Origin of the sequence: Paenibacillus sp. ICGEB2008, from assembly GCF_000307675.1 — a bacterium.
GTDB lineage: Bacteria > Bacillota > Bacilli > Paenibacillales > Paenibacillaceae > Paenibacillus > Paenibacillus polymyxa.
Genome location: NZ_AMQU01000026.1, coordinates 22,729 through 46,615 on the forward strand (window position 1 = coordinate 22,729; position 23,887 = coordinate 46,615).

34 protein-coding genes, 1 tRNA gene and 2 pseudogenes are annotated in these 23,887 nt (G+C 42.8%); 9 read left to right on the forward strand and 28 right to left on the reverse strand.

Translation table 11 applies throughout. The annotated features are described in order from the left end of the window. Window positions 1–59 precede the first annotated feature (59 nt). The 8 genes and pseudogenes from C400_RS0120850 to C400_RS0120885 form a co-directional block, all read right to left on the reverse strand. Window positions 60–809 carry a polyketide synthase gene (locus C400_RS0120850; protein ID WP_016821481.1) on the reverse strand — a complete coding sequence of 250 codons (750 nt, stop codon included), beginning with the start codon at window positions 807–809 and terminating at the stop codon, window positions 60–62. 46 nt (window positions 810–855) lie between these two features. Beyond that, window positions 856–1,617 carry an enoyl-CoA hydratase/isomerase gene (locus C400_RS0120855; protein WP_016821482.1) on the reverse strand — a complete coding sequence of 254 codons (762 nt, stop codon included), beginning with the start codon at window positions 1,615–1,617 and terminating at the stop codon, window positions 856–858. Further along, the gene (locus C400_RS0120860; protein WP_016821483.1) at window positions 1,614–2,876 is read right to left on the reverse strand and encodes a hydroxymethylglutaryl-CoA synthase family protein; all 1,263 of its coding nucleotides are present in this window, start codon (window positions 2,874–2,876) and stop codon (window positions 1,614–1,616) included. The genes C400_RS0120855 and C400_RS0120860 overlap by 4 nt, the downstream gene beginning before the upstream one ends. A 15-nt stretch (window positions 2,877–2,891) precedes the next feature. Further along, window positions 2,892–4,139, reverse strand: coding sequence for a beta-ketoacyl synthase N-terminal-like domain-containing protein (locus C400_RS0120865; protein WP_016821484.1), 1,248 nt, complete (start codon window positions 4,137–4,139; stop codon window positions 2,892–2,894). Further along, a complete protein-coding gene (locus C400_RS0120870) occupies window positions 4,117–4,356 on the reverse strand; it encodes an acyl carrier protein (protein WP_016821485.1) in 240 nt (79 codons plus the stop codon). Before C400_RS0120870 ends, C400_RS0120865 begins: the two co-directional genes overlap by 23 nt. 25 nt (window positions 4,357–4,381) lie before the next feature. Beyond that, window positions 4,382–5,137, reverse strand: coding sequence for a 4'-phosphopantetheinyl transferase family protein (locus C400_RS0120875; RefSeq protein ID WP_228552566.1), 756 nt, complete (start codon window positions 5,135–5,137; stop codon window positions 4,382–4,384). 113 nt (window positions 5,138–5,250) lie between these two features. Beyond that, a complete protein-coding gene (gene loaP / locus C400_RS0120880; RefSeq protein WP_016821487.1) occupies window positions 5,251–5,772 on the reverse strand; it encodes an antiterminator LoaP in 522 nt (173 codons plus the stop codon). A gap of 327 nt (window positions 5,773–6,099) precedes the next feature. After that, window positions 6,100–6,734, reverse strand: a pseudogene (locus tag C400_RS0120885) (MBL fold metallo-hydrolase). A gap of 464 nt (window positions 6,735–7,198) precedes the next feature. On the opposite strand from C400_RS0120885, the gene C400_RS0120890 reads away from it, so the two are divergent. After that, window positions 7,199–7,759 carry a carbohydrate binding domain-containing protein gene (locus tag C400_RS0120890; protein ID WP_017428095.1) on the forward strand — a complete coding sequence of 187 codons (561 nt, stop codon included), beginning with the start codon at window positions 7,199–7,201 and terminating at the stop codon, window positions 7,757–7,759. A gap of 222 nt (window positions 7,760–7,981) precedes the next feature. Here the strand turns inward: C400_RS0120890 and C400_RS0120895 are convergent, their stop codons facing one another. From C400_RS0120895 to C400_RS0120905, 3 genes are read right to left on the reverse strand one after another with little or no spacing between them, the layout of a single operon-like run. Next, the gene (locus C400_RS0120895) at window positions 7,982–8,254 is read right to left on the reverse strand and encodes a barstar family protein (RefSeq protein WP_016821490.1); all 273 of its coding nucleotides are present in this window, start codon (window positions 8,252–8,254) and stop codon (window positions 7,982–7,984) included. Window positions 8,255–8,267: 13 nt separating this feature from the next. After that, a complete protein-coding gene (locus tag C400_RS0120900) occupies window positions 8,268–8,708 on the reverse strand; it encodes a ribonuclease domain-containing protein (protein WP_017428096.1) in 441 nt (146 codons plus the stop codon). A gap of 51 nt (window positions 8,709–8,759) precedes the next feature. Beyond that, a complete protein-coding gene (locus tag C400_RS0120905; RefSeq protein ID WP_017428097.1) occupies window positions 8,760–9,197 on the reverse strand; it encodes a GNAT family N-acetyltransferase in 438 nt (145 codons plus the stop codon). A gap of 84 nt (window positions 9,198–9,281) precedes the next feature. Here C400_RS0120905 and C400_RS0120910 point away from each other — a divergent pair. Both C400_RS0120910 and C400_RS28130 read left to right on the forward strand, forming a co-directional pair. Next, window positions 9,282–10,099: pseudogene (locus tag C400_RS0120910) on the forward strand (MerR family transcriptional regulator). A 304-nt stretch (window positions 10,100–10,403) separates the two neighbouring features. Then, entirely contained in the window at window positions 10,404–10,625 is a 222-nt protein-coding gene (locus tag C400_RS28130) for a hypothetical protein (RefSeq protein ID WP_232795403.1), read from the forward strand. Between the two features lie 276 nt (window positions 10,626–10,901). On the opposite strand, the gene C400_RS0120920 is transcribed toward C400_RS28130, so the two are convergent. From C400_RS0120920 to C400_RS0120940, 7 genes are all read right to left on the reverse strand, one after another. Then, window positions 10,902–11,096 (reverse strand): hypothetical protein, encoded by a 195-nt coding sequence (locus C400_RS0120920; protein WP_017428100.1) that lies wholly within the window; start codon window positions 11,094–11,096, stop codon window positions 10,902–10,904. A 96-nt stretch (window positions 11,097–11,192) separates the two neighbouring features. After that, window positions 11,193–11,672, reverse strand: coding sequence for a hypothetical protein (locus C400_RS0120925; RefSeq protein WP_232795404.1), 480 nt, complete (start codon window positions 11,670–11,672; stop codon window positions 11,193–11,195). A gap of 649 nt (window positions 11,673–12,321) precedes the next feature. After that, window positions 12,322–12,396, reverse strand: a complete 75-nt coding sequence (locus C400_RS28755; protein ID WP_220124463.1) for a putative holin-like toxin — start codon at window positions 12,394–12,396, stop codon at window positions 12,322–12,324. Between the two features lie 182 nt (window positions 12,397–12,578). Continuing rightward, on the reverse strand, window positions 12,579–12,977 hold the full coding sequence (locus tag C400_RS28595) for a tyrosine-type recombinase/integrase (RefSeq protein WP_316562497.1): 399 nt from the start codon (window positions 12,975–12,977) through the stop codon (window positions 12,579–12,581). After that, a complete protein-coding gene (locus C400_RS28485; protein ID WP_026065486.1) occupies window positions 12,884–13,162 on the reverse strand; it encodes a tyrosine-type recombinase/integrase in 279 nt (92 codons plus the stop codon). Before C400_RS28485 ends, C400_RS28595 begins: the two co-directional genes overlap by 94 nt. Beyond that, the gene (locus tag C400_RS28140; protein WP_026065487.1) at window positions 13,159–13,482 is read right to left on the reverse strand and encodes a site-specific integrase; all 324 of its coding nucleotides are present in this window, start codon (window positions 13,480–13,482) and stop codon (window positions 13,159–13,161) included. The genes C400_RS28485 and C400_RS28140 overlap by 4 nt, the downstream gene beginning before the upstream one ends. A 142-nt stretch (window positions 13,483–13,624) precedes the next feature. Further along, window positions 13,625–13,710: transfer RNA gene (locus C400_RS0120940), tRNA-Leu, on the reverse strand. 249 nt (window positions 13,711–13,959) lie between these two features. On the opposite strand from C400_RS0120940, the gene C400_RS0120945 reads away from it, so the two are divergent. Together C400_RS0120945 and C400_RS0120950 are read left to right on the forward strand one after the other, a co-directional pair. Then, window positions 13,960–14,118, forward strand: coding sequence for a hypothetical protein (locus C400_RS0120945; protein WP_013311032.1), 159 nt, complete (start codon window positions 13,960–13,962; stop codon window positions 14,116–14,118). A gap of 125 nt (window positions 14,119–14,243) precedes the next feature. After that, complete coding sequence (locus tag C400_RS0120950) at window positions 14,244–14,435, forward strand: hypothetical protein (protein ID WP_016821494.1); 192 nt, start codon at window positions 14,244–14,246, stop codon at window positions 14,433–14,435. A 35-nt stretch (window positions 14,436–14,470) separates the two neighbouring features. Here C400_RS0120950 and C400_RS28145 read toward each other — a convergent pair whose 3' ends face one another. From C400_RS28145 to C400_RS0120965, 3 genes are all read right to left on the reverse strand, one after another. After that, window positions 14,471–14,623: a hypothetical protein gene (locus tag C400_RS28145; protein WP_016821495.1), complete on the reverse strand. Its 153-nt coding sequence runs from the start codon at window positions 14,621–14,623 to the stop codon at window positions 14,471–14,473. Window positions 14,624–14,718: 95 nt separating this feature from the next. After that, window positions 14,719–15,045 (reverse strand): YnfA family protein, encoded by a 327-nt coding sequence (locus tag C400_RS0120960; protein WP_013371956.1) that lies wholly within the window; start codon window positions 15,043–15,045, stop codon window positions 14,719–14,721. Between the two features lie 43 nt (window positions 15,046–15,088). Then, window positions 15,089–15,271, reverse strand: coding sequence for a hypothetical protein (locus C400_RS0120965; RefSeq protein WP_016821496.1), 183 nt, complete (start codon window positions 15,269–15,271; stop codon window positions 15,089–15,091). A gap of 663 nt (window positions 15,272–15,934) precedes the next feature. Here C400_RS0120965 and C400_RS0120975 point away from each other — a divergent pair. Beyond that, a complete protein-coding gene (locus C400_RS0120975; RefSeq protein ID WP_017428102.1) occupies window positions 15,935–16,966 on the forward strand; it encodes a glycosyl hydrolase in 1,032 nt (343 codons plus the stop codon). A 71-nt stretch (window positions 16,967–17,037) separates the two neighbouring features. On the opposite strand, the gene C400_RS0120980 is transcribed toward C400_RS0120975, so the two are convergent. The 6 genes from C400_RS0120980 to C400_RS0121005 all read right to left on the reverse strand — a co-directional run bounded on the left by C400_RS0120980 (window position 17,038) and on the right by C400_RS0121005 (window position 21,635). Beyond that, window positions 17,038–17,253 carry a hypothetical protein gene (locus tag C400_RS0120980; protein ID WP_013371960.1) on the reverse strand — a complete coding sequence of 72 codons (216 nt, stop codon included), beginning with the start codon at window positions 17,251–17,253 and terminating at the stop codon, window positions 17,038–17,040. Window positions 17,254–17,442: 189 nt separating this feature from the next. Beyond that, window positions 17,443–18,543: a glycerol dehydrogenase gene (locus tag C400_RS0120985; protein ID WP_016821499.1), complete on the reverse strand. Its 1,101-nt coding sequence runs from the start codon at window positions 18,541–18,543 to the stop codon at window positions 17,443–17,445. A gap of 133 nt (window positions 18,544–18,676) precedes the next feature. Beyond that, window positions 18,677–19,210, reverse strand: coding sequence for a GNAT family N-acetyltransferase (locus C400_RS0120990; RefSeq protein ID WP_016821500.1), 534 nt, complete (start codon window positions 19,208–19,210; stop codon window positions 18,677–18,679). 216 nt (window positions 19,211–19,426) lie between these two features. After that, entirely contained in the window at window positions 19,427–20,413 is a 987-nt protein-coding gene (locus C400_RS0120995) for a ketoacyl-ACP synthase III (RefSeq protein WP_017428103.1), read from the reverse strand. Window positions 20,414–20,444: 31 nt separating this feature from the next. Further along, on the reverse strand, window positions 20,445–20,795 hold the full coding sequence (locus C400_RS0121000; RefSeq protein ID WP_017428104.1) for a hypothetical protein: 351 nt from the start codon (window positions 20,793–20,795) through the stop codon (window positions 20,445–20,447). 186 nt (window positions 20,796–20,981) lie between these two features. After that, on the reverse strand, window positions 20,982–21,635 hold the full coding sequence (locus tag C400_RS0121005) for a cell wall hydrolase (RefSeq protein WP_017428105.1): 654 nt from the start codon (window positions 21,633–21,635) through the stop codon (window positions 20,982–20,984). 456 nt (window positions 21,636–22,091) lie between these two features. On the opposite strand from C400_RS0121005, the gene C400_RS0121010 reads away from it, so the two are divergent. After that, window positions 22,092–22,763, forward strand: coding sequence for a cupin domain-containing protein (locus C400_RS0121010; protein WP_017428106.1), 672 nt, complete (start codon window positions 22,092–22,094; stop codon window positions 22,761–22,763). 109 nt (window positions 22,764–22,872) lie between these two features. After that, on the forward strand, window positions 22,873–23,100 hold the full coding sequence (locus C400_RS0121015; protein WP_017428107.1) for a hypothetical protein: 228 nt from the start codon (window positions 22,873–22,875) through the stop codon (window positions 23,098–23,100). Between the two features lie 187 nt (window positions 23,101–23,287). Here the strand turns inward: C400_RS0121015 and C400_RS28490 are convergent, their stop codons facing one another. Next, window positions 23,288–23,416 (reverse strand): hypothetical protein, encoded by a 129-nt coding sequence (locus C400_RS28490; RefSeq protein WP_016821506.1) that lies wholly within the window; start codon window positions 23,414–23,416, stop codon window positions 23,288–23,290. Window positions 23,417–23,585: 169 nt separating this feature from the next. Here C400_RS28490 and C400_RS0121025 point away from each other — a divergent pair, with 169 nt between their 5' ends. Beyond that, window positions 23,586–23,852, forward strand: coding sequence for a DUF2642 domain-containing protein (locus C400_RS0121025; RefSeq protein ID WP_016821507.1), 267 nt, complete (start codon window positions 23,586–23,588; stop codon window positions 23,850–23,852). Window positions 23,853–23,887: the final 35 nt, after the last annotated feature.

The window sequence follows — 23,887 nt, forward strand, 5'->3', positions numbered from 1 at the left end:
CCATGAAAAACCGTAAAAGCGTCCAACAAATATAAATAAATAAGGATGTGAAAAAGTTATTATTTTCCAAACAGGTTGATGATTCGTTCTTTAACCTCGGCTTGGTGAAAGGTCTTCTCATGCATAATCAGCTCTTGTTCTACGATTTTGGGAAGCTGAGCACGGAGTGGAGCAACCAGATGATCCTTTAATGTGATTAATGAAAATCTGGGTTTCTCGGCCAGCTGTCTAGCAAGATCCAATCCATAGCTCATCACTTCTTTGCGAGGCAAAACTGGAAACGGCACTCCTCGCTTCTCCAGTTCTGCGCCTCGGTAATTCCCCCCATTTAACAATAATTCTTCTCCCAGGCTGAACCCGAGTTTTTGGGGAAGAATGAACGTCGCACCCATTCCTGGTGTAAATCCGTATCTCATAAAATTAGTCGTGTACATACTTTCCTTACTCAGGATTACGAAATCAGAAAATAGCCCCATGACAAAGCCCCCACCAACCGCATGGCCCTGCATAGCAGCTATCACTGGAACTTTGCAGTTCAATGCTAGAGAGTAAATATTTTCATCAGTAAACTTTGATGTTCCTTCATGTATAGCCAATAGTCCTTCTTGCGTCCCACCCGTGGCAAAGTAGTTGTCATACCCTGTTATAATTACGACTTTGCAGGTCGAGTCATCCTGGATCGTACGGAACGCTTCTCTAAGTCCATGAGTCATTTCAAGTGTAAATGTATTTTTATGAACTCTATCTTGCATTGTTACTTGAATAATCCCTCGCTCGATCTCAAGTAACTCAACCACAGATTGTGACATGATGATCTACTTCCCCCTCAGCATCCCGTCTTGTGGCAAACGCCCATCAGTCCATCCACGGAAATTGACCTGTTTCGACATATCGGAAAATGCCCTTCAGATTTTGAGCGTCTGAAAACACCTCTTGATTGGACGCCAGCGCCAGTGATTTATACTGACGCAAATCGCTGAGTTCGTCCATAAAGCGTTTGTAGCGTAAAATACCCGTTTTGGACAATCGTCTGAGGCGTAATAAATGCTTGCGCAGCACCGTATCACTCTGGGCATCATATGCATCGACTAGTCCCCATGTAAGAGCCTGCTCAACCATAATCGGCTGTGTCATTAATGTCAAATAATTCGCTTTTTGGAATCCAATTCTGCGTACTAAAAAGGGCAAAACACAAGCAGGGAAAAGCCCAAACAACAATTCCGACAGACTGAACTGTGCTGTCTGATCTGCTATCACAATGTCGCTGGCAGCAATAAATCCAATGCCGCCAGCGTTTGCCTTTCCTCGCACATGAGAAATCGTGATATAGGGCCCTGTCGCCAGTTTTAACCACAGATCATATAGTGGTTCTGGATTCTGTGCATGCTCATGTTCATTTGCCATTTTTTCGTACATTCCTTGAAAATCCGCTCCAAGACAGAACACCTCCGGCAGGCCTTCCAAAACAACGATCGTAACCGACTCCTCACACAGTGCAAGCACATGCATGCATTCCTCAATGAGGGTGTTATTAATCGTGTTATTTGCCTCTGGTCGGTAAAACCGTAAATAACAAATCGATTCTTGAAACCGAACCTGAATTGTTTGATAATTCATGATTCCCACCGATATTTGCGGTGGAATTCATAGATTTCCTCCAGATATAATCGCTGTCTCCCTTTCCCGGAATCGATCACTCCAGGAACCAATTGAAAATCAAGTTTGGTGTTGCGGGTTCCAAAACGTACAGCGCCACTGCCTTTCAGCAAGGATTCATATTCATCCATGGATAATTGATACCGATCATTCAAATTACGCTCGATCTCAAAACGACGCAGATATTCCTGGCTTTGCGGCATCACTACCCCGCTATAAAATTCCGAGCAGCAGCCTGATCCATAGGAAAAGCAACCAATCCGCTTCGGAGAATCAAATGTGCCCTTATCAATCGTGCCTGCCAAGGACAGGTACAAGGTCGCACCCATAATATTGCCGACTCGTTGGCAATACTCCAATCCTGGCTTGACACGTTGTACATAATCCGCCTCAATCTCATTGGGCTTGGCCTGAGTAATCCTTCGCATCATCGTGCGATGCGCTCCTTTTACCATTCCACCGAATGGAGTATGGAAGGAAAGATACTGGAAGGTATCTTTATAATCCACTCCTTGTACCCGTTTCTGGTATTCCAAAAATGCTTGCTCGCAGCAGTCCAGATAGGACATTAAAGACAAGTCCGCATCTCCGGCCTCGCTATCTGGTATCGGCCGGCAAGTATCCATCACCTCATAGCCATAATATCCATTAGCGCCCGCATCGACTTGGAATATATGAGGATTTTCACTAATGAGCATGGCCACAGCCCCTGCCCCTCCGCTTGGTTCAGCGTAAGACCAATCCTCACTCAAAACATCCCCGCCTTCAGCGGCAATAAATCGTGAGATATCACTGGCAATAACAAGCGCTTTGGCCCCTGGCGAGACTTGGGATAAAATAAAATTCACCGCCATTTGGAGTCCGGCAGTACCTGAATAGCAGGCTTGCTTGAGTTCAAATAGCCTGCAATTCCGATTCAGTCCCAAATAGTGGTGAATATATGTACTGATTGATTTTCCAAAATCAATTCCTGATTCTGTACAGGTGATGAGCATTTCGATGCGGTTTTTTTCCGCTTCAGAGAGGGCGTCCACCAGCGGTTTTGCCGCATTGACTCCAAAGGTAACCGGATCTTCATAGGGTAGGGCAACAGCCTTTTCTTTCATTAATAAATTTTCAAATCTCGCAGGGTCCAACTGTCTGTGCTGCGCTAATTGCATGACATCTAGATAGGCTGAGCCCCCAAAAACATTCATTGCTTCTATTCCTACCAATACCATAATGCTCCCCCTTTCTTAAATGCCCGACTCATACTTTTGCATACAGATGGCCGTATTGATCCCGCCAAATCCCATGCTCAAATTCATAGTATTGTGAATAACCGCTGGGATGGACTCGTTTTTCACCCAGTTGCAATCCACTCTGATCGGCTCCTCCAAATTGCGGGTAGGATGAAGTTTCGACTCTTTCATTTGTAGAAGAGTAGCAATAATTTCAACCGTCCCGGCTGCGCTCAGACCATGCCCGATAATGGATTTGGTTGCATTGATGTAAGCATGTGATAATTGGCAATCCTGTATTGCCTTTATTTCGATCTCGTCCCCAATTACAGAGCCTGTCCCATGGGGATTAATATAATCAATTTTTTCCGGCGACAGTTTCGCTTTCTCCAAGGCCCTTTTAATCACTCGAACCTCGCCATCATAAGAAGGATTGGGGTTCCGGTTCCGATCCATCCCCATATCCCAGCCTGCAAGCTTTGCATAAGGTTTCCCCTGCCGCTTCATTGCAAAATCCGACCGCTCTATGACGATAACTCCGCAAGATTCCCCGTATATAAATCCATCGTGCATCTTATCAAAGGGGCGACACGCTATTGCTGGTTGGTCGGCATATCGGTCGCTTCCCATGGCTCCCAAGGATCGCAATGCCTGGCATTCCAAATACGAAATATCCATCAACGCCCCCATCGCAATGCACACATCAACCCGATTTGCTTGAATTGCCTCAATCGCTTGAATGATGGCGACTTGTCCGCTCGCGGAAGCCCCGCCGACAGTATACGCTAACCCTTGAATACCGAATTGCTCAGTGCATAATCCGCACAAATCAGTATCCATAAAGGACAGCCCATAGGTCGGAGATACAAAGTGCATTTTTTCCCGATAAGCCTCATAGGTTTGAAATAATTCCCGTTGCTGAAAATTGGAGCCTCCAATCACCAATCCTATGCGGCTAGGGTCGACGTCATCCAATTGAGCATCATCCCAGGCCTCTTGAAGGGTAACCATTGCCACCTGTCCTGAAAATGATGCGGTTCGTAACATTCGTTTGGAAATGGTCTCCGGATAAGACAGAGATGGCAGCTCCGCACCTATAAATGAAGCTTCTCCCTTTCTGCCTGGACGTTGCATAACTCCAAATGCATGTTGCCCTTTGAACAGCGCCGAAGCAAAGGCAGTCTTCCCTTGCCCAATCGACGAAGTAACACCAACTCCCGTAATAACTAACTCAGGCTCTTTATAATTTGGCATAAAGCGCATCTGCCAACTCTCCTACATTTTTAACGCCAGATAACTCAACGCGCGGAATATTAAGAGATAATGCTTCCATAGACTTCATTACAATATCGGCTCGATCTACCGAATCCGCACCCAAATCTACCAAGCGATCGTCATACTGAAACTGGTGATCGTTTAATTCTGGTAGAACTTCACAAATACAACCTTTAACGATTTCGAATACTTCTTCTTTACGCATGTATATCCTCCTAAAATTGGGTTATTTACAAACAGCTTGGATGGAAAATCGGATTAAATTGCTCATACAATTGAGACATATTGATACTCCATTCCGTCTTCCTTGGCGCTGCAATAGTAAAGATGTAGTTACCCAACCGATACGACTGGGCGGCATATTGCGGAAAATGCGAAAATGTACTCCGAAAGCATCCACTATTAAATCTGATCTCGTTAATTTCAAGCACTTGCAATGATGCGGTAAAGCCTGTGCGCAATATTTTCGAAATCGCCTCCTTTACCGTCCAAGAAACCGTCAATAAAACAGAGTATTCCTCTACTCCTCGCACGGCTGCGATTCTTTCCCTTTCTTCCGTCGTCAATTGGCTTTCCATGGTCTTATTTCGGTTAGGACTTATCCTCTCAATATCAATCCCCATAGGATGCGCTTCTGGAAAAACAACAGCGGTCCCGATATCATCACAGTGGGCAATGCTCACTTGGTAACCAGGGACTCCGGTAGTTCGAAGCAAGGGCTGGCCGAAAACACCTGTCTCCACGCTTATGTTGCGTAGGTTCTGCTCCCTTAACAGCACGGATGCTGCTTGTTTTGCACTTAGCCTGCCAAGCAGAAAGTTGGATTTTCGGCGCTGGAATAGCAGGCTCTCAAAGTAGCTACACTCATCTGAATGAAAAATCTCCGGATCGAGAGCAGCATCGTCACGGCAAACTGCATGTACAAAACTAACAGCCGCCTTCATCACGATATCTTCCCGCTTCAACATGAGCTGTTCCGTATACATGGTCACATGCATATCCCCCTATGAATAGGCAAGCACAAACCAAAAAAACCTTCAAATGCCTTAAGGGCTCTGAAAGCTTCCAAATGGAGAAGATATCCCCACGATTATTCTATTTAAACTTTACTAATAATTTCTAAAGCTACGTTCACTAGTCTGATATCACCCATAAATTCTAGCTGAATAACCGCCTGTCTTTTATGTCTGTCTATCTTCTTAACTATGCTGCTTCTTCCTTTAAGCGGCCCTTCTATGATACGTATATTGTCTCCTTCAATAATTCCAGTTGAGCATTCTATACAATATCTATCATTGCATAAACTCTCTAAAACTTGTCTCTCGCAATCTCGCATAGAAGCTTCTAACTTCGAATATCTCAATAAACGAATGATATCGCTGGAAGTATAAATCATTGAATTTGTACTTGTTACGAACTGCAAGTCAGGTAAGTTGGACTCAATAAACACATAACTGGGGAACAAAGGCGCTAATTCTTTCTTGACTGTTCCTGCTACTTTAAAAAGCCTCTCCTGGAGCGGTATAAATGGTTTGTAAACTTCAGAATCAAACCACTTATTAAAAAGTTGTTTAACCCTTTCTTCCCTACCCGTTCGCACAAAAAGCACGTACCAATTCACTCCGCTCATCTCCTAACAAAACATACTGCCAAAATCAACCCCTATAATGTCTGCTGCCAGTGTATGCATAGCTTCGCCCTTTCACTTATCCTGCTTGATAAGCTACAATCTCTCACGATATGTCCCTCATCAGTGGTTAACGTGACCCGCCAGCGATTAACCGCGAACAAGTTCCTTTATTTTTCATATAATCATATAATTGGAATAGTATATTTCCATTATAATCCTCTGCTCAAACAGTGTCAATTGCCATTTTGGCAACAACCCAGTCTATCTTTAAGGGGGTAGAGGCCCCATCATCCTTAAGAACTGCCCCCTTTTACCAACTCATTTAAAATTGAATAAACCTTTTTGGTTGGGACGCATTCTGAAATTAATAAACGGCTTCATGCTCGTAAATTGAAAATAAATATTTTCATCCATAAGGTGACTGAGTGGGAACCAGGTGCTTTACCATATGAATGAGCAGGATAAATTTGAATGGAGCTATCAACCTCTCGCTTTATTTTTTGAACGCTATGATATAAGTCTTTCGGATCTCCTCCATTCGGATCACAAAAGCCACAACCTTCAATGAAAATGGTATCCCCCGTAAACAAGTGATTGGATAAAAGATAGCATACACTTCCCACGGTATGTCCTGGGGTCAAAAGACTTCTAATTTCTGTTTCTCCAAGTTTGATAAAATCCCCATCTTTAACGGGATGTAAATTTTCACATCTAAAATGGTAATAATCGATTTCTTGTATTGACATGAATACGTGCGGTCTATACTTTTCCAGGAGCGGATTTACCAAATTAACATGATCTAAATGTGAATGGGTTAATAGTATGGCTCTGAGATTACCATTCAACTGTCGAAGATATGACTCTATTTTCGATAAATCCCATGACGGATCGACAATAGCAATGTCTCCTGTTTTCTTATCCATTACAATATATACATAGTTAATAAAATTCATAAAACAGACTCTTAACTGTTCCATATGGTATGTCAGACTCATATCAGCTTCACTGAACCCACCTTCCCATGGCCAAATCCAAATTTGTGCGTCAAATTCACAGTTCAAATGCGGCTGAATTGATCTACATCACTATGCATTTGCTATGTTGTAGTCTTTGCTAAGAGTTCCTGAATAACAAGCATTTCTGCGCTTTTCGGGATAATTCTCGTCTCCGATGTCTTTCTGTCAAAAGTTGCTGTACCAATGATTATACCAACTTATGCAATAGAAAGGCTTCGGCCCTCTGTTACAAGATTTTGCTCTATAAAGTCGTAAAACTCTTTCTTCGCTGTAATTACATAACCAAAAAAATACCGCCATACGGCGGTATTTTTGGTTTCTCTTAATATGAACACTATTATTCACACTTTCATAAACTACTAATACAAAATACATTTTTTACTGAAAGAGAGTTGGCTGAGATGAAACCTAAAAAAACTGGAAAAAGTACAGCTACTGTCCGTAGAGGGATGAATAGATCCCCTATACAATCTCAACCTCACGCATTGAAGAAGAAAAGAATATTGCCTACTCAGGCTGTTGTTAGAAACGGCGGCTTTGAAGATCAGGATTTGACACCTTGGATTGCAAACGTCAACAACGTGACAGGTCAAATCTTTATTACCAGAACCAACCCGCACAGTGGCAATCAAGCCGTCAGAATCTCAGCTAACCCGGGGCACAGCGTCTCGCTTAGACAAACGATTTCCGATCTGAGAAGAGGAAGAAGATACCGTGTGACCTTCTGGGTACGTAATTTGATCAGTCCTTTCGGTGGTCGGCTTCAAATTAGTTTAGGAGAGCAAACCTACACGATCCAGCTTAACTCGCTACCTTCATCACAATATGAGAGAGTCTCCCGTACCTTCTCAATCTCAGGGAATTCGGGGACAGTCTCTAGAGATTTAGTGTTCCGCGTTACAGCACAGGATACTTTTGCAACCATTCTTTTGGATGATGTATCTATATCCAGATTAAGATAATAAATCATTTGGTAGCAGAATTATCATTACAAAACACAAAACTAAACTGAATTTTATAGCATGTAATTTTTCCAAAATTAAAGTGCCTCCTCCGCAAATTAACGGTAAGGCGCTTCGTTGGTCCTGTGTACCTGCGAATACTGTAATCTATATAAAATACCAGAGTCTGTCCCCAATTCGTCTTTGTTCTCCTAACTAAAAGTGAAAATCTTAAAAAGATAATTATACTTTCACGTCAAAAGTAAAATTCTCCACCTCTTCTTCGGCTTCACGCATTAAATCCAACAAACGATCGGCGTATTCTCCAAGGGATTTCCTGCTTGCGTGAAAATCAAGCCATTGAATTGTAAGTGGCATCGGGATGGAGCCAGTTAAGCAATCCCATAATGCATCCAAATTTCGACCGTAAGTTTGGTCTAATCCAAGCTGGGCTTGAAGTGTGTCATGTAATTCTTCTTTTCCATGAATGTTATTTCCATTTATAATTACAACCATCATAAAGCCTCCTTCATTCTTTTAGTTGCTCAAACGTACGGTAATGATCAGTTGTTTTATAGATTAAGCCATCATTGGAGTAGAGAATTCGATCGCTCCCCCTAGTTCCGCCTGAGTAATTAATGTCTGCTTCGTACCAAATTCTCCCTTTTTTCTCAGGCAACAAGCCTTCTCGATTTCGAAATACATCACCGCCTATGCTTTTGCCTGGGGCTACTTTTTCCAAATTTCCTTCACTAGGCTCCCAGCCTAATTTTCTGGCCTCTTTCTTGGTTATATAATTCCCGGGAAGATCATTATGCTCCGAAATATATTTAGCGACTTCATCAAATTGCGTTAAAACAGAACTGCTGTGTGTCGAGTCCTTTAATGAGACCGTTTGGAGCGAACAGCCTGTAAACAGGATGGTCACTAAAATAAAAAGCAAGACACCTAAATATTTTTTAACATTCATTACATTTAATCTCCTTTGATAGTTACATCCTATGTTCAAAACTTATCAATCTCATTGATTTCTTTTATTCATTATTTTTTCTTTTGGTGTATAATAGTCACCTGTGAAAGTAAATCCAAATTGTTTATATAATTGAATTGCATGGATATTATTTTCATAAACACTTAAATAAATATGGTGGCCAGGGTACTCATTTTCTAAAAATGAAATAAGCTTTTCCATAAAATATTTGCCCAAGCCCATTCCCTGAAATCGCTCATCTATTAGAAACCGATCGAACCAGACTTCGTCTTCAAATTTACCGTACATAGCAAAACCCACTGGTATAGCATTTTTATACAGACCTACTGGTACAAAACGAGTATCCTCCCTAGCCTCTTGTAAACACTGTGAGATGGATTCTACAAACTGTCGCTGATCCTTAGCTATGCTTAAGGAAAGTACTTCTTTTTCATTCGAGCTCGTTACAACCCGAATTTCGCTAAACATAATAACAAAACCTTTCCATTTAGTTTGTTTACAAAACGATCATATGGTATATAGTAACTATACAGTCAAGGGAGGCACTCAAAAATGAATGAAAAGTACTTTACTCCGAGGGAATTTTCCGATCTATGTAAAGTTAATAAGCAGACATTACTCTATTACGATCAAATTGGCCTTTTTTCTCCGATTTACAAAAACGATAAAGGATATCGTTTTTATTCTATTCGTCAATTAGAATGGTTCAACGTGATTGAATTGTTAAAAGATCTTGGAATGTCACTCAAAGAAATCCAGCAGTATATGAAACACAAATCACCTGCCAGCTTTTTATCTTTAATGCACCAACAGAAAGAGAACATTGTTAAAAAAAGAAAAGAAATTGAAATGACGGAAAGGATCATTGACGCAAAAATAGAACTCATGGAAGAGGCATTGCGGTTAGATTTTCATCAGATTTCTCTTGAAGAACACGCAGAAGCAACACTTTATCTTAGTAAAAATATAAAAAATATTTCGGAAGAAGATTTTGTGAGAGTGGTTTCAGAATTTGTTGACGAATTATATGTATCATTTCTCGATACAGGATATCCTATTGGGGGTATTACAAAAAAAGAGCAAGTATTGAAGGGTGAATATACGAACTACAGTTATCTGTACATAAAGCAACCTAATCCTCGGGAGGACTATCCTTATTTGAAAACTAAGAAAGGATATTTTCTAACGGGCTACCATATTGGTGAAGAAAAGAGCATTCATGAAACCTATGATCGACTTTTTTCGGAAATGGATCGACTAAACTTATCTTTAGGAGATTATGTTTATGAAGAATATATATATATGCCGTGGTAAAATACCGGGAAAAAGATTATATTACCAAAATTATGATGGAAGTCATATTAGAATAAGGGTAGGCTCCTACTTTACCTCAATCTCTCCTTCATCAGGCTACGAAAAGAACTGAAAAACTATTTTGAGGAAGAAGAAGCAGCCGAGGTTATTGAATCGTTAATTAAGAATGACTCAGTTTGGAGATTTTACTTTCTCGGGGCAATAGGGGGTTACAGACACGGGGAACTGATTGCTTTGGACGAAGATGATTGCGACTTTGTAAATAATCGGTTGCGTATCGAAGAAAACATTTCACACACTGAAAATAGACAGGCAGACATAACCGACACAAAAAATGAAACCTCCGAGGAATACGTGGATATGCCAATATGGCATATAGAGGAACTATCCACCCTTGTCAAAGCTAACACAAAGGCTCGCAACATGAGTACGCAGATAACCGCAGAGGACCACGCACTCGTCCGTACATACTTATTATTACCGCAGGCACTTACCGCTTTTGAACGCGACAAACGTATACTTTCAGAATCAGCCGGATTACGCACGCAGGCCCCAATGCAGAAGTTGTCGAGCGGGCGATGAACGCAGTAAGCGCGAACTAAAGGACATACGAGCCACTATGTGCAGACGTGGCGTTAAAAAGTATACGAAGAAACGCAGGATTCCGTTCAAGTCGTCGCGCTATATCAATGTCGAGGTTACCACGGACGCTTTATGATGCTCAACTCGTTCGTTGCAGCAGAACCTAGAATACTAATGCGAAAATACCTCGGGCAGGATACTCGTAAAGTAGCACCGCTCTAAATACGCTACGTCTATAAACGAAAAAAAAGCGCCTGCCTCCGAAGAGACAAGCGCTTAGTTTATCGTTATGTTAAATACGAGACCATAACGTAATAGTCCGTACAGGAACCACAGGATGATTCCTCCGATGATTAAACCGGAAATTATCCTCGCTGCCTGTTTATCTACCGGAAACATATCCCAAAAACTCGGATCGTTATCGACTTCTTCAGTTGCCTTCGTTGCTACTGCGGATTCTTGATCTTTCACTCTGAATCTCCTCCGTATCTAGCCACATTCCCCTAAATAATACCACTGAAATTGACTACTGTCACTAATAGAAGAACGGACTATTCGTTAGATTTATTACTTTTCCCCGACAAGTTTAAACTCACCGTCAGCGTAACTACCGATATCATAGTTTTGAACGGACAAATTGACTGCTGTGGATTCCGTCCATTTCGGCATTCCCGGCGCATCACTATAGTACTTCTTGACCGCCGCTATAAGACTATCAGCCTTTGCTCTCAACTCGCGGTCTCCAACATTGTATGCACCTTTTCCTTTATACGCAAGCTCCATCGTTGGTTGATTAGTAACGTCCATAGTCACGCTATCAAGATTACCCCCATCTTGGCTGAAGTATATCCGATCCACTACGAAATCATCGGTGACTACTGAACCCTCGATAACGTGGGCTGCTTCCGTCATATACGCGACTGACTTATATGTAGCTATTTCTTGCGCGCTAGTATCCTGCGCTGCCTTAACGTCATCCACCGACTTCGCTAGGGCTGCGTTTTCCGCTTTTAGCGACGATACCTGCGCCTTTAGACTGTGGTTCACAACTAACAGTACGATCGAAGCAATAATTGCAACGCCTGCTAGTATCGTCGCGACTAATGCGAGTTTATTTAGTGGCGCTGTCTGTTTTGTCTCTACAACTTCATAACTACTTAATTCCTCCATAAAATACATCCTCTCGACTAATATAGACACATTTTACTATGTATCCAGCTCGCAATCTAGTATATTTTTCCTATATCTATAAAGAAAAAAACGGACCCACCTACGCACTATCGCGCGAATGAGTCCGTTAAGCCCGTTACTTCATACCTTCCGCCTTTTGTTCCGACTTGAACGTAGAGTACACGCCTGTCTCGATCAACGCGTACGACACAATGTCTACTCCGATTTGCCACGTTCCGAAATCGGGCGCGGCTCCGTACTTACGTGAGACCGACGACTGCTGCGATGAATAGCGGATTAGTCTTCATTAGTTAACTTTTTATATTAGCTAAATAATCTTTTTTACTATCTAACTAACTAATTAATTAGATAATGAGTAATGACAATTGGGATGAAATTGTGTAAACTAAAGATGTAACGTATTACAAAAAGAAAAAAGGTCGCTAATATCGCAAGACATAGCGCGGCCCTATTTAATCCCATCTTATTTTACGAAAAATAGCCGTTATCTTTGGTCGGAAGCGGGCTATTTTTCGCGTCTTATTACAATGACGAGAGCAGCAAACATTATCATTAAAGACAATGATTCATATACGGTCATAAGCGGTCACCTCCTGGGTAGCCGCTTTTTGCTATGCCTTGCTTGCCTAATTATACAACACATCCCCTCTCACTGCCTACTAGTTTATACTCTCCTAGAAAATAACGCCCACCTCCGAAGAGATGAGCGTTACGCACATACGTTTTATATTTTCGTATTACGTTTTGCCTACGTACTCTTAACTAGCCGATCGACCGGACTGGCCTTCTCGTGCTCCGCTTTAAATCGCTGTTTACAATCGCCACGTAACGCTGTGTCATTTCCATAGTAGCGTGGCCAAGAGTCCGCTGAGTAGCGAAGGCGTTCGCACCATTACGTAGGAACTCTAACGCAAACACATGCCGCAAATCATACGGTCGGATATGTGTTCCGATCTTTTTGCAGTATATTTCTATCCGGTCGCCCCACGTATGGCGATTAAGCGGCCGCCCTTCGTACGAACAAAATATCGGAACGTCATCGCCACATTCAGGTGCGCGTACCGATATCAGTGCGCCTTCGTTGTAGTCTCCGATATAGAAAGCGTCCGTGCCACACGACCTTTCGCCACCTTCGCCGGTACGTAAATCTCCCGCAAAGATGCGTTAAAATCCTGCGGTATTAGCTTCGTACCCTCCGACGGGCGGATGCCTGTATCAAGCGTTAAAAGGATGAGCGTATAGTCGCGTAAACCGACAAATGTGTTTTGGTTAGGCGCGGCCAACAACGCATTAAGTACGTCTACCTCGATAGAGACCGCCCGGTCTTCTGTCTCCCGTTTCTTCATAGTTGCGAGTGGGTTCGTGGATAATTCGCCTCACTTATGCAGTAGTTAAAGAACGTACGCAAGTAAACGAGTCGATTGTTAAACGTTGGTGGTGCGATGTCTTGCGCTAAATGCTCCATTACTGCGTCCCTCAAAGCTTGCTCCGAGTCCCACGCGTTAGGAAACCGCTTGAATAGCAGATTAACGGTTCGATCGTAGTCGTCCAACGTATACTGACCGACTCCGTCCTCCAGCTTCTTGTACGACAGGAACTCCGTGAGAAGCTGACGCCAGTCCGTTCGGTTGCCCGCCGTAGGTTTTATACTTCGTAATCTTGCCAAAACAAAAACGCCTCCTCCGCATGTTAACGGTGAGGCGTTTCCTTGGTCCTGTGTAGTTATAACGGAGTAGTCCGCAGGTACACAGGAACTCGCGTTATTTTCGTCCATTTAACGCTAATGTGATCGGGATAAAACGTTGATATGCCGAGGACCGGGATCGAACCGGTACGGTAGTCACCTACCGCAGGATTTTAAGTCCTGTGCGTCTGCCAATTCCGCCACCCCGGCAAGCATTTAGGAACGCTATTTTACACTTACTTGTTCTTGTCTTACAAGTATCTGAGAAGCTTACTTACTAAGAAGTGTTCTCGTTATGTAAATGTCGTTCATCTGGGCACCAACTTATAATACGATATTTTTATCAAATTGTAAAGTGTTTTTTTTTAAAAATAATAAAATTTCTCTTTTTGTATAACTTGTGCACATTTGAACTACACTAATAAACGTCTTTCCAAACCACCAGAAGGGGTGTTACGAATGCGTGAAGGTATGATTCCAGCTGTTCTTGGGACGGTAGTATCGGCTTCAGGCGCTGTGTTGCTGAGCAGTAAGTACAAACTTGCAGCTACAGGCATTCTCGGTTTCGGACTGGCTCATGTTGTTCTGGGAGCGATTGATTTGATTGAGCATCGCTAGTTGTTTGGAAAGTACCGGGCGGGATTTATCCTTCCCGGTTTATTTTATAAGCGTTTAATATGGAGCATAAGCGTTTATGTAAAGTGTAGAACTGACCATGCCTAAGAAGGAGCGTGTAATGTGCTATGAAAAAACATAATTCAAAAAAAAAGAGTCTTACTGACGATCAAATCGAATATAAACAATCTCTGGATAAGCGTGAACCAGGATTTGATCGGATTCCTGACCCTGGTGCCGATTTACCTGCAGCTACCGATATGATTGATGAAGCCGTAGGCCGTGGAATAGACAAACTACGTAATGATTTTACAAAATAAAGCATGAATTATAAGTCACAGGTTTTTGTTAAGCATCACTTGAAGATAAGCATGATCCAACCAATAATTGAGATCCACAGCACAATGCTGATCAAGAGTCCACACAAGAGACCAAAAGAGAAATTACCTTCACTCTTCGGCATAGCACTGCCAAATTTCAATCTAAGCTTCATTTGATTCCAGTTCATAGAACCCCCTCCTTAAGTTCTATTTCGGAATATGAAGCTTATTTTTGTAGACCTATAGTCATGTTTTTAAAAATAAAAAAGGGGTTTTTGTCCTATCACCCTGAGCGCGGCAACAGAATTACAGCTATACCTACCAAACAAATCAATCCACCAATGAAATCGTACAAGTCAGGTGTCTTTTTATCAATCCACCAGCCCCATGCAATGGAAAGAACAATAAAGACACCTCCGTATGCTGCATATACACGCCCAAAGGAGGAGAAAACCTGGAAGGTGGCAATGACTCCATAGACAGCTAAAATCACTCCGCCGCAAAGTCCGACATACCATGTCTTGCCTTCTCGCAGCCACTGCCAGATCAAATATCCACCTCCGATTTCGGCGATGCCAGCCAAAATAAAAAGTAAAGCTGCCTTTAACACTCCATTTCACATCCCTAATCTTTTTGACTTTTCAGTCATCTCATTAAAGTAATCGGCCTATAATAATAATCAATGCAATTACGCCAACCAGAATAAGCAGATTACTGACCTGACGCCAAAGGCTTGAAGCTCCCTCGGAGTGAAGCTTCCGCTGATTGGCATCAAAGTTTGCTTTGGTTCCCTCAGCATCTGCTGGACTAGAAAATGGTCTGTTTTCTTCATTCATATGAAAACCTCCTTTGCAATCCACTTTAATCATACCAAACTTTTCCGTCGATTTCGCGTTGCATTTATGCTTATACTTTACCACCATTTCCAAACGGAGCTTCATATGTACGTAGTGTACAAACCATATGTCGATATTTCACTGAATATAAAGTATGATGGCGAATCAAGGTAGAGTGGGTATTTAGACGCCTTTCATTGCAGGACGGTAGTTATGGTATAATTTAGTCAACTTGTTCAAGATCATAACCAGAGCACAACAGTTACTCACCCTGTCCTAAAACTTGCATCTAAGAATCCACATCTGCGGTTACAACCTGCATATTCTGTTTGTAGACCTAGGAGGAGGATACGGATGTCCCCTATTTTTATAGCTAGTTTAATGATAATGGGTATATTTTTATTTCAGGCAGCCATCATTTTGGGCATCATACATTGGGTTTCTAAACGTACCAAGCGTCCAGCACAAACCAAAATGTACCTTATAGTGGGTTTGCTTGTTTTTATATCAGGCTTCCTTGTGTGGGACAATTGGATACAATCGCAGGAACTCAATGGGTGGACTATGATTAGTCTGATAATGATCATGATTAGCGCCTACATACAACTTAGAAAACACAAAGAAAAACACTAATCCCATTACCAGCATCAAAGGAGGAGCGCCATGAAATCTCACTCAACACGCTTTTGGTTACAGAGGGTGCTACTGCTAATGCTTGTTTTACTCTTTAGCGGCTCTCAACAATCGTTCATTGTTGCCGATGCCGCCCCGCCAATTAATGCTCATGCCTCTGCCAAAGCCAGGCAATTACTTGCCTATTTAACTAATGTACCGGATGGTATGCTAATTTCTGGACAGCATGATTATTTAGAGGCACCGGATGAACAAAATAACAAGCTGCAACAAATCAGCGGACAATACGCAGGACTTCACGGCTATGAGTTTGGTGGGTTGGCTAATCAGTCCCGTACTGCTTTACGGGAGCAACGTCAGCGTGTTGTGAATAGCGCTATTCAATGGAGCCAGGACGGCGGAATCGTAGCTATCACCTTTCATCAGGCGTTACCGGGCAAGCCAAAAACGTGGAAAAACGTACAAGCAAAAATTACTCAAGCTGAATTTAATCGTTATATCACGCCGGGTACCCCGCAATATAAACAGCTCATCGCTGATTTGGACGAGGCGGCTCTGTCCCTTAAGACCTTACGGGATGCGGATGTGCCAGTTTTATGGAGACCCTATCATGAAATGAACGGCAACTGGTTTTGGTGGGGGAACAAACAAAATTACGCTAAGCTGTGGGATCTAATGTATGATCGGTTCGTACATGTCCATCATTTAGATAACCTATTGTGGGTCTGGAGTCCCAATGCCCCGAACGCATACAGCACGCCCTATAATCTGTCCTTTCCAGGCATTAACCGGGTAGATGTGCTTGCAGCCGATATCTATAATAATGATTACAAATCCTCCTACTACACTGAATTGCTAAAGCTTGCACAAGGCAAGCCTATGGGAATCGGAGAAAGCGATATTCTGCCAAGTGCGAAGGTGCTACAGAATCAGCCAGCCTGGGCCTATGCCATGACATGGGGAAAGGAACTGTCGGGAACCAATTCGCAGGCAGCCATCAGACATTTTATGAACCAAAATAATATTATCACTCGAGATCTTCTTCATGAGTCCCTCCGCTGAAAGAAAAAAGCTTGTACTTTGCTCCTAGAGCGAAATACAAGCTTTTTTCATACCCAGTCAAAAGAAACTCTCTAACTATTTCTGATTACCTCTTCAAGATCAAGATCGGCATACGCCTCTTCACCAAGATGTACGGATACAATGGTGTAGATCCGCTTGGTTAATCTAGACATCAGCCGATCACCTGGTGCTACGGAATATTCTTCCCGAAAATCCCCAATCTTGTGAAAACCGCTGGACATATGGATGTACAAGTTGCCCCTACGTGTTTTACCATGTACCAACATCAAATCTCCTCCTGCTGTGTGACCAACCTAATTTCCCTGTTATATCTATATCGGTCAGAACAAGATAGGATATAAGTCCCTGGTCCCTTCTTTCGTTTCACTCGTTAGTGCACATAAACGAAACGGGCCTGTCAGTGTTATGACAGACCCGTCTTTGTAAAATTCACTTTTCTAATTAGAAAGAAACTATTATTGATAGGATTCTGCAATCGCATTGGCTGCGATGATTGCATTATACACATCATCAGGACTAACCGGGAACGGCATGTTGATCATCGTATCATTTGCCGCACAAGCAGCTTCAGCCACCTGGCGCCATTCAGCCTCAACAAATTCCTCTACACCCAGGTCACGAAGAGTTAATGGAAGCCCTACATCCTTAACCAGCTTAATCACAGTCTCCAGCTCTTCTTTTGGCGCGTTTTCCAGCACCAGCTGAGTTAACAAGCCAAAAGTAACTTTCTCACCATGCTGTGCTTTGTGGAGCGAAGGGACAGCCGTCATACCATTATGAATAGCATGTGCCGCTGCCAATCCACCTGATTCTGCTCCGACACCACTCAGATAAATAGTTGCTTCAATCGTATCCTCAACCGCACGAGTATACACTTTACGATCCACTGCACGCTTGGCCTTCACAGCATTCTCCAGCAATGTATCATAACAAAGGCGAGCCAGTCCCAGACCTGTAGTGGAAGGCTTGTTCAGCACCAGATTGTCCCCATTGGCCTGATAGCAGGCACGAGCTTCAAAATAAGTGGCCAGTGCATCACCGATTCCTGCTGCAAAGAAACGTGCAGGCGCCGCTGCCAAAATACCTGTATCCGCAAGTACTACATCTGGATTCGTAGGCAGGAACAAATATTCGTCAAAAGAGCCATCCTTCTTGTAAATAACCGCAAGCGCGGTACAAGGAGCATCTGTAGAAGCAATCGTTGGAAAAATAACAACAGGCAGCTTTTCATAATATGCTGTTGCCTTGGCGGTATCCAGCGTTTTTCCCCCGCCAATCCCTATAATGATGTTCGAACCATGTTTACGTACTAATTCACGGTTACGATCAATCTCTTCTTTTGTACATTCATATTGGAATTTCTCGAAGACCACTTGGTTACCAGCTGCTTCAATCGAAGCACCTGCCTCCTTTTGGGCTCTTTCAAGTATAAACTCATCGCAAATAACATAGGCTTTATCGCCATAATCCTTAATGTAGTCATTTAACGACGAGAGCAGATTTTGTCCAGAAATAAATTTCTTGGGTGAAGTGACGGACCTTACAACATTTGTCATGTAAATTCCTCCTCAGCTTTGACTCATACTCAAATTAATAATGATTTGGGCATGTGACCCCTTAACTATAAACCTCTTTTAACATTATTAAAAGGCTTATTATGGAATATTTTATGAACAAATTGTGTATCTATTATTCTTGAAGAGTCGAAATCCATTCAGAGTACAGGATGCCCATCATGATGCGATCATAGCTGTTGCCATCACGGAGAACAGCGGAACGAACTCTACCCTCCAGCTGGAACCCTGCCTTTTCATAGGTACGGATCGCTTGTGTATTGTACTCAATCACATCCAAGCCGACCCGATTAAGATTCAGCTCATAAAACGCATAACGAAGAATGAGACGTATAGCTTCCGCTCCAAACCCCTTGCCACGGTAGTCTGTATTACCTATACCTACTGCCAGCTGCCCGCAGCGATTATTCCACTCAATCCCATGAATAGCAACAAATCCGATCAAGACATCGTCTGCCAATGTTCTTAACCGAAAATAGATCTCGTTAGAGCTAGGAGATCCTTCCGATTCCATCTGTTTCAACGTGTAGGGGAGTGCCAAATCCGTATCTACATTTCGCAAATACTTCGCATCCTCACCCCATTTGAACATCAGTTCAGCATCTTCTTCCCTGACTGCGGCCAGTTTTATTCGTTCCCCGTAAAACAAATTTTCGATTTTAATAACCCTTCAGCTCCTATTATGAATTGTGTACGATGTTTTCCGTCATCATTGTCATGTTATCCAATGTCCGCAATATGAGCTCTCCCTTATGAATTCAATGTTTAAATTTTACAAAATAATCCCCCCTAACACAACCAAATCATTACAATTATCATGGTGGGAAATACAAAAAGACCTTGCAGCTGCAAGGTCTTCGTATTCCTAATATTTGAACAACATAGCAACCAGTTGATATCCAGCTCCGATCGTCCAGAATAGCACATGATCGCCACGCCGGATACGACCTGATCCAATACCTTCATATAGAGCAATGAAAGGGCTGCTGGTACCTGTATAACCATAACGATCACCCACATAAATCATCTGATCATCCTCTAGCTCCAAATGATCCTGGATCTTCAACACATTGGCCAATGAAAACTGCGACAGACAATAAGCCCGCACATCCTGAGGCGTCAGCCCATTCTTTTTTATAATGCGTTCAAGCAGCTCAAATGTTGGAGGCAGGGCCATATTGGCGTCGAACGGAAGCCATTGAATATATTTTCCGGGCGCGTTCCTTTGGAGTGTCGCCGCTAACCCCTGAGCCGGGTACAAAATTTTATCTATATTGACGGGGTCCGTAAAATACAGGGAATCTATGAATCCAGTTTCCTCTTCAGTACGCTCCAAAATAACTGCGCACGCAGCATCCCCATAGTTCGCATAAGTAATCTCATCCGCAGGATCGGAAATGAGCGAATTATAATCTGAGCCGATAATAAGCGCTGTCCGCACATCGGGATTAGATAACATCGACCGACTGGCTTGATCGACGGCTACAGTCATCCCTGCACAATTTGCATTGGAATCCATCACTACCACATCATGTCTCGCTCCAATCGCCTGGTGAACAAACAAGGCATTCATCGGAAACAGCGACTCAGGAACTTGAGTGGAGAACACGATCATATCCACATCACGACCTGTCATACCGGCTTGCTCCAATGCTTTTTGCGCAGCTGCTATCCCCATAGTTAGACCGTTTTCGTTGGGGTCATCAATGATATAGCGATGTTTTCTTCCCATATGCTCCATGAAGCGTCGGATATCTTTTCCCCGCTCGTCAAAATGGCGAATATAATATTCGTTATTCAACGAGTGGGACGGATGATACACTCCCAGTGCTTTTATTCTGATATGGCTCATCAGGTTTCCCCCTTACTCATACGTCAGCGCATTATTGTACTACAATATCTACGTTGTTTAATCCTGCTTCACGTGCTACGCGACCAAGCTGCATTTTAATAATCGTTTGCTGGAGGCTGATAACAAAAATTATTTTGGCAAATCCAGTTTCTTTATAACGTACAAAAGAACCCTTCAGTTTCTCTACTTCACCCGGTCCCAAAAGTGCCATTTGGGTGCAATCTACCCTGAGTGTAAAGTTCGATGCCTGAATAGATGAAGTTTTGGCGATATAATCCTTTACAAAGCTGTCATACTCCTCTTGGCTAAAAACTCCATTCACTGCCATATGTACCGTTTTAATGACTTGATCCACTTCGATGGTATAAGGATGTTGACTCATTTTAGAAAGACTCCTTTGATTTCATTTTTTGTCTATTAAGAGTATCGGAATAATAGGTAGAATTTTTAATATAAAACGAGATACATCACCCCTAATATATTACAAATTTGTGAATACACAAAAAGCCGTCACCACTTCTAGAAGAAGCTACTGACGGCTGAAAAAATTACAAATGCTCATATGGAATTAATTCGTAAATGTATGACGACCAAGTGAGATGACAGCCGGACGGCTTTTACTCCATTTGGCTGTGGCAATCGCTGGGTTGTAATAAAACAAGGACCCATTGGTCGGATCAGCCCCATTAAGTGCCTGTCTGGCTGCTCGGTACGCAGTCTTGTTGGGCTTCAGGCGATATTGACCATCCTGTACAGCGGTGAATTGACCCGGCTGTAAAATAACGTCGGGAATCGAGCTTGGAAACTCGCCGGACTGCACACGGTTTAATACTACAGCGCCAACAGCTACTTGTCCTTCAAACGATTCCCCACGCGCCTCGGAATAAATGATCCGTGCCAGTTGATCCAACGCGGTTACGCGGACCTTTCCGAACGAATCCAGCTTGGCCTGTGTTGCCACTCCCGCTATACCATCAGGCGTCAGACCGTTATCCCTCTGAAAACGAGCCACCGCTTTGCTGGTCAAAGAGCCATAGTATCCCGTAAAACCAGCTTTGAAGTAACCGAGTGAATGAAGCTGCTGTTGAAGCTCCAGCACCCGTTCGCTTTGAATCCCTTTCTTTAAAGCTGACGATTGTGCCTGTGCTTGTCCTGGTGCGACTGATAATACAGTACCTAACATGCATGCGCAGGACAGGATTAAAATAGATAATTTTTTCATATTCCAGACAACCTCCTCTTTCATGTTCTGTCCGGTGCAACCATTCCGGCCTGTACAACTCAGGGACGTTTATCCGATGATGCTTCTTTTGCCATAACTTATGACTAGCTGCGGAAATGACGCGTGGCTACATATGGAATCGGATATTGATGCATTCACACGTCCGTTGCAGTATACCACAAGCCGCATTTACGTATCATCCGGCTCTGGTCCTAAGAATAACTAAGCTAATAAAACACCATTCCTAAGGGGCTGACGTGTATGAGAGGGCAATAGACCACATTTCGACTACACTTGAATACGTGACTTTTTTCGCTATTTTTCGATTCAATCTACCCAGGACCTGAATCTGACATTTGCTTTTTCAAACCACATTTTGTGCACATATATATAGGCGAATGCATAGGGTAGCGTACGATCATTCATTTCGAGTAGCAGAAAGGCAGGAAAGGACACGTGAATTCATATATGGATTACACCTCTCCCACTGTACAGTTCACCTATGATTTAAGCGACAATATTTTGTTTCAGAAAGATGCTCAGAACTCAATCAACGAGCTGTCGATCCAGCAGCTGAATACATTAGCAAATGTATCGCTACTGGATATCCGTCTCAGCACTGCTAATGTTGTAGAGCCTCACTACCATCAAAATGCCACAGAACTAATATACTGTATTTCTGGAGCAGTGACCGTGTCACTGATTAATCCCTTTACCCGCGAGTTACGACATTTTCCGATTACACCTGGACAGGTGGCTAACGTCCCTCAGGGATGGTGGCATTATCTAGTCGCCACGGTGGACAACACTCACTTGTTGGCGATTTTTAACGCTCCAGTCCCTGAATTCATTTTAGGCTCCGATGTTTTGCGGCTAACGCCGAGTAACATTATGGCTCATACTTACTGCCTGGATGAGAAAAAGGTTCAGGAAGCGCTCGCCCCTATTAAAAAACCTGTCATCATCGGTCCTCCCAATGACTGTAAGCAGCAGCCACCTCGAAAACCAGGGATTCATGTAAGGCTAAACGATACTTCATCACATCGTCAAATCGCCCCCAAAAGAGGTTACACCTATACTCATGAATACCCTGGCTTTTCCTTTAATCCCTATCAAGAGCAAGATTAACCCTAGTCAGACCTGAAGTACGCCGGAATCCCCCTTCCCTGTATGTTCGCCGTTACCATAAGACTTTCCCTCTCATAAAATGCCAATGTGTATAAGAGGGGGTGATTGAATGGACGCTTACTACAACTGTTTGAACTGTATGAATAAAAAGGTGCGTATTCTCACCATTGACGGAAAACAGTACGAAGGAACCATTACGGATGTGGATCGTAAAAATGTGTACTTAAAAACCGAGCGGAACGGACGTGTACAAACGTCTGCCTTTTATCCTTATGGGTATGCTGATCAAATCTTAACTTTGAGCCTATTTACCCTATTAGCGATTGCTTTAATTTAATCCTCATCCATCTCCCGTTTCGGCTTATTGATGCCAAAGCACCCCATTTGACAGCTCCCCAGCCCCGCACAGTTGTGTTGGGCTTGTGCGCTGTTATTTGGGGTGTTTTATCATACAATCCATTCTCTAAAACACTTAACCCCCCACCGGTAATATACCAATGGGGGGTTAAGCTACTCAATTGAATTTAGATCCAGAAAGACTTTGTAATGATAACGAGCAGAATGAACAATACCAGAATAGCTCCTGTCGATGTCCAAACGCCTGGGTAGCCCCCTACCGAACCGCCACCGCAACCTCTTTCACATTCACTCATGGATCATTGCCTCCTTTAATTCAAGGTACAACATAGCTTATGTATGGAGCTTTCCTATGGACCGGGCTTTTTGGCAATGTTATGAATATTTTCACGGATGGGCATTAGCCTACACCTTTCCTAGGCAGGAGCATAGGATATCACAACTAATCCTGAAGGAGTGAAGCAATTGAATTCAAATCAAATGTTTAATTATAACGTTAACCAACCTTTTCCTCACCATCCTACCTCCCACCATGTCGTGGTACACCCCGTAGATCCATATGTCGTAGAGACATTAAAATCAATGATCGGCAAGTACGTTGTACTTGAAACAACACGTGGCAGAATTGATGGATGTGTAGTAGATAGTAAGCCTGACCATGTCATCTTGGATGTATACGGAAAAAAATTCTTTGTTCGAATCAGCGAAATCGTATGGATCATGCCCAACTAAACAAATCAGACATTAAAAATCCTCGCAGATCCTAT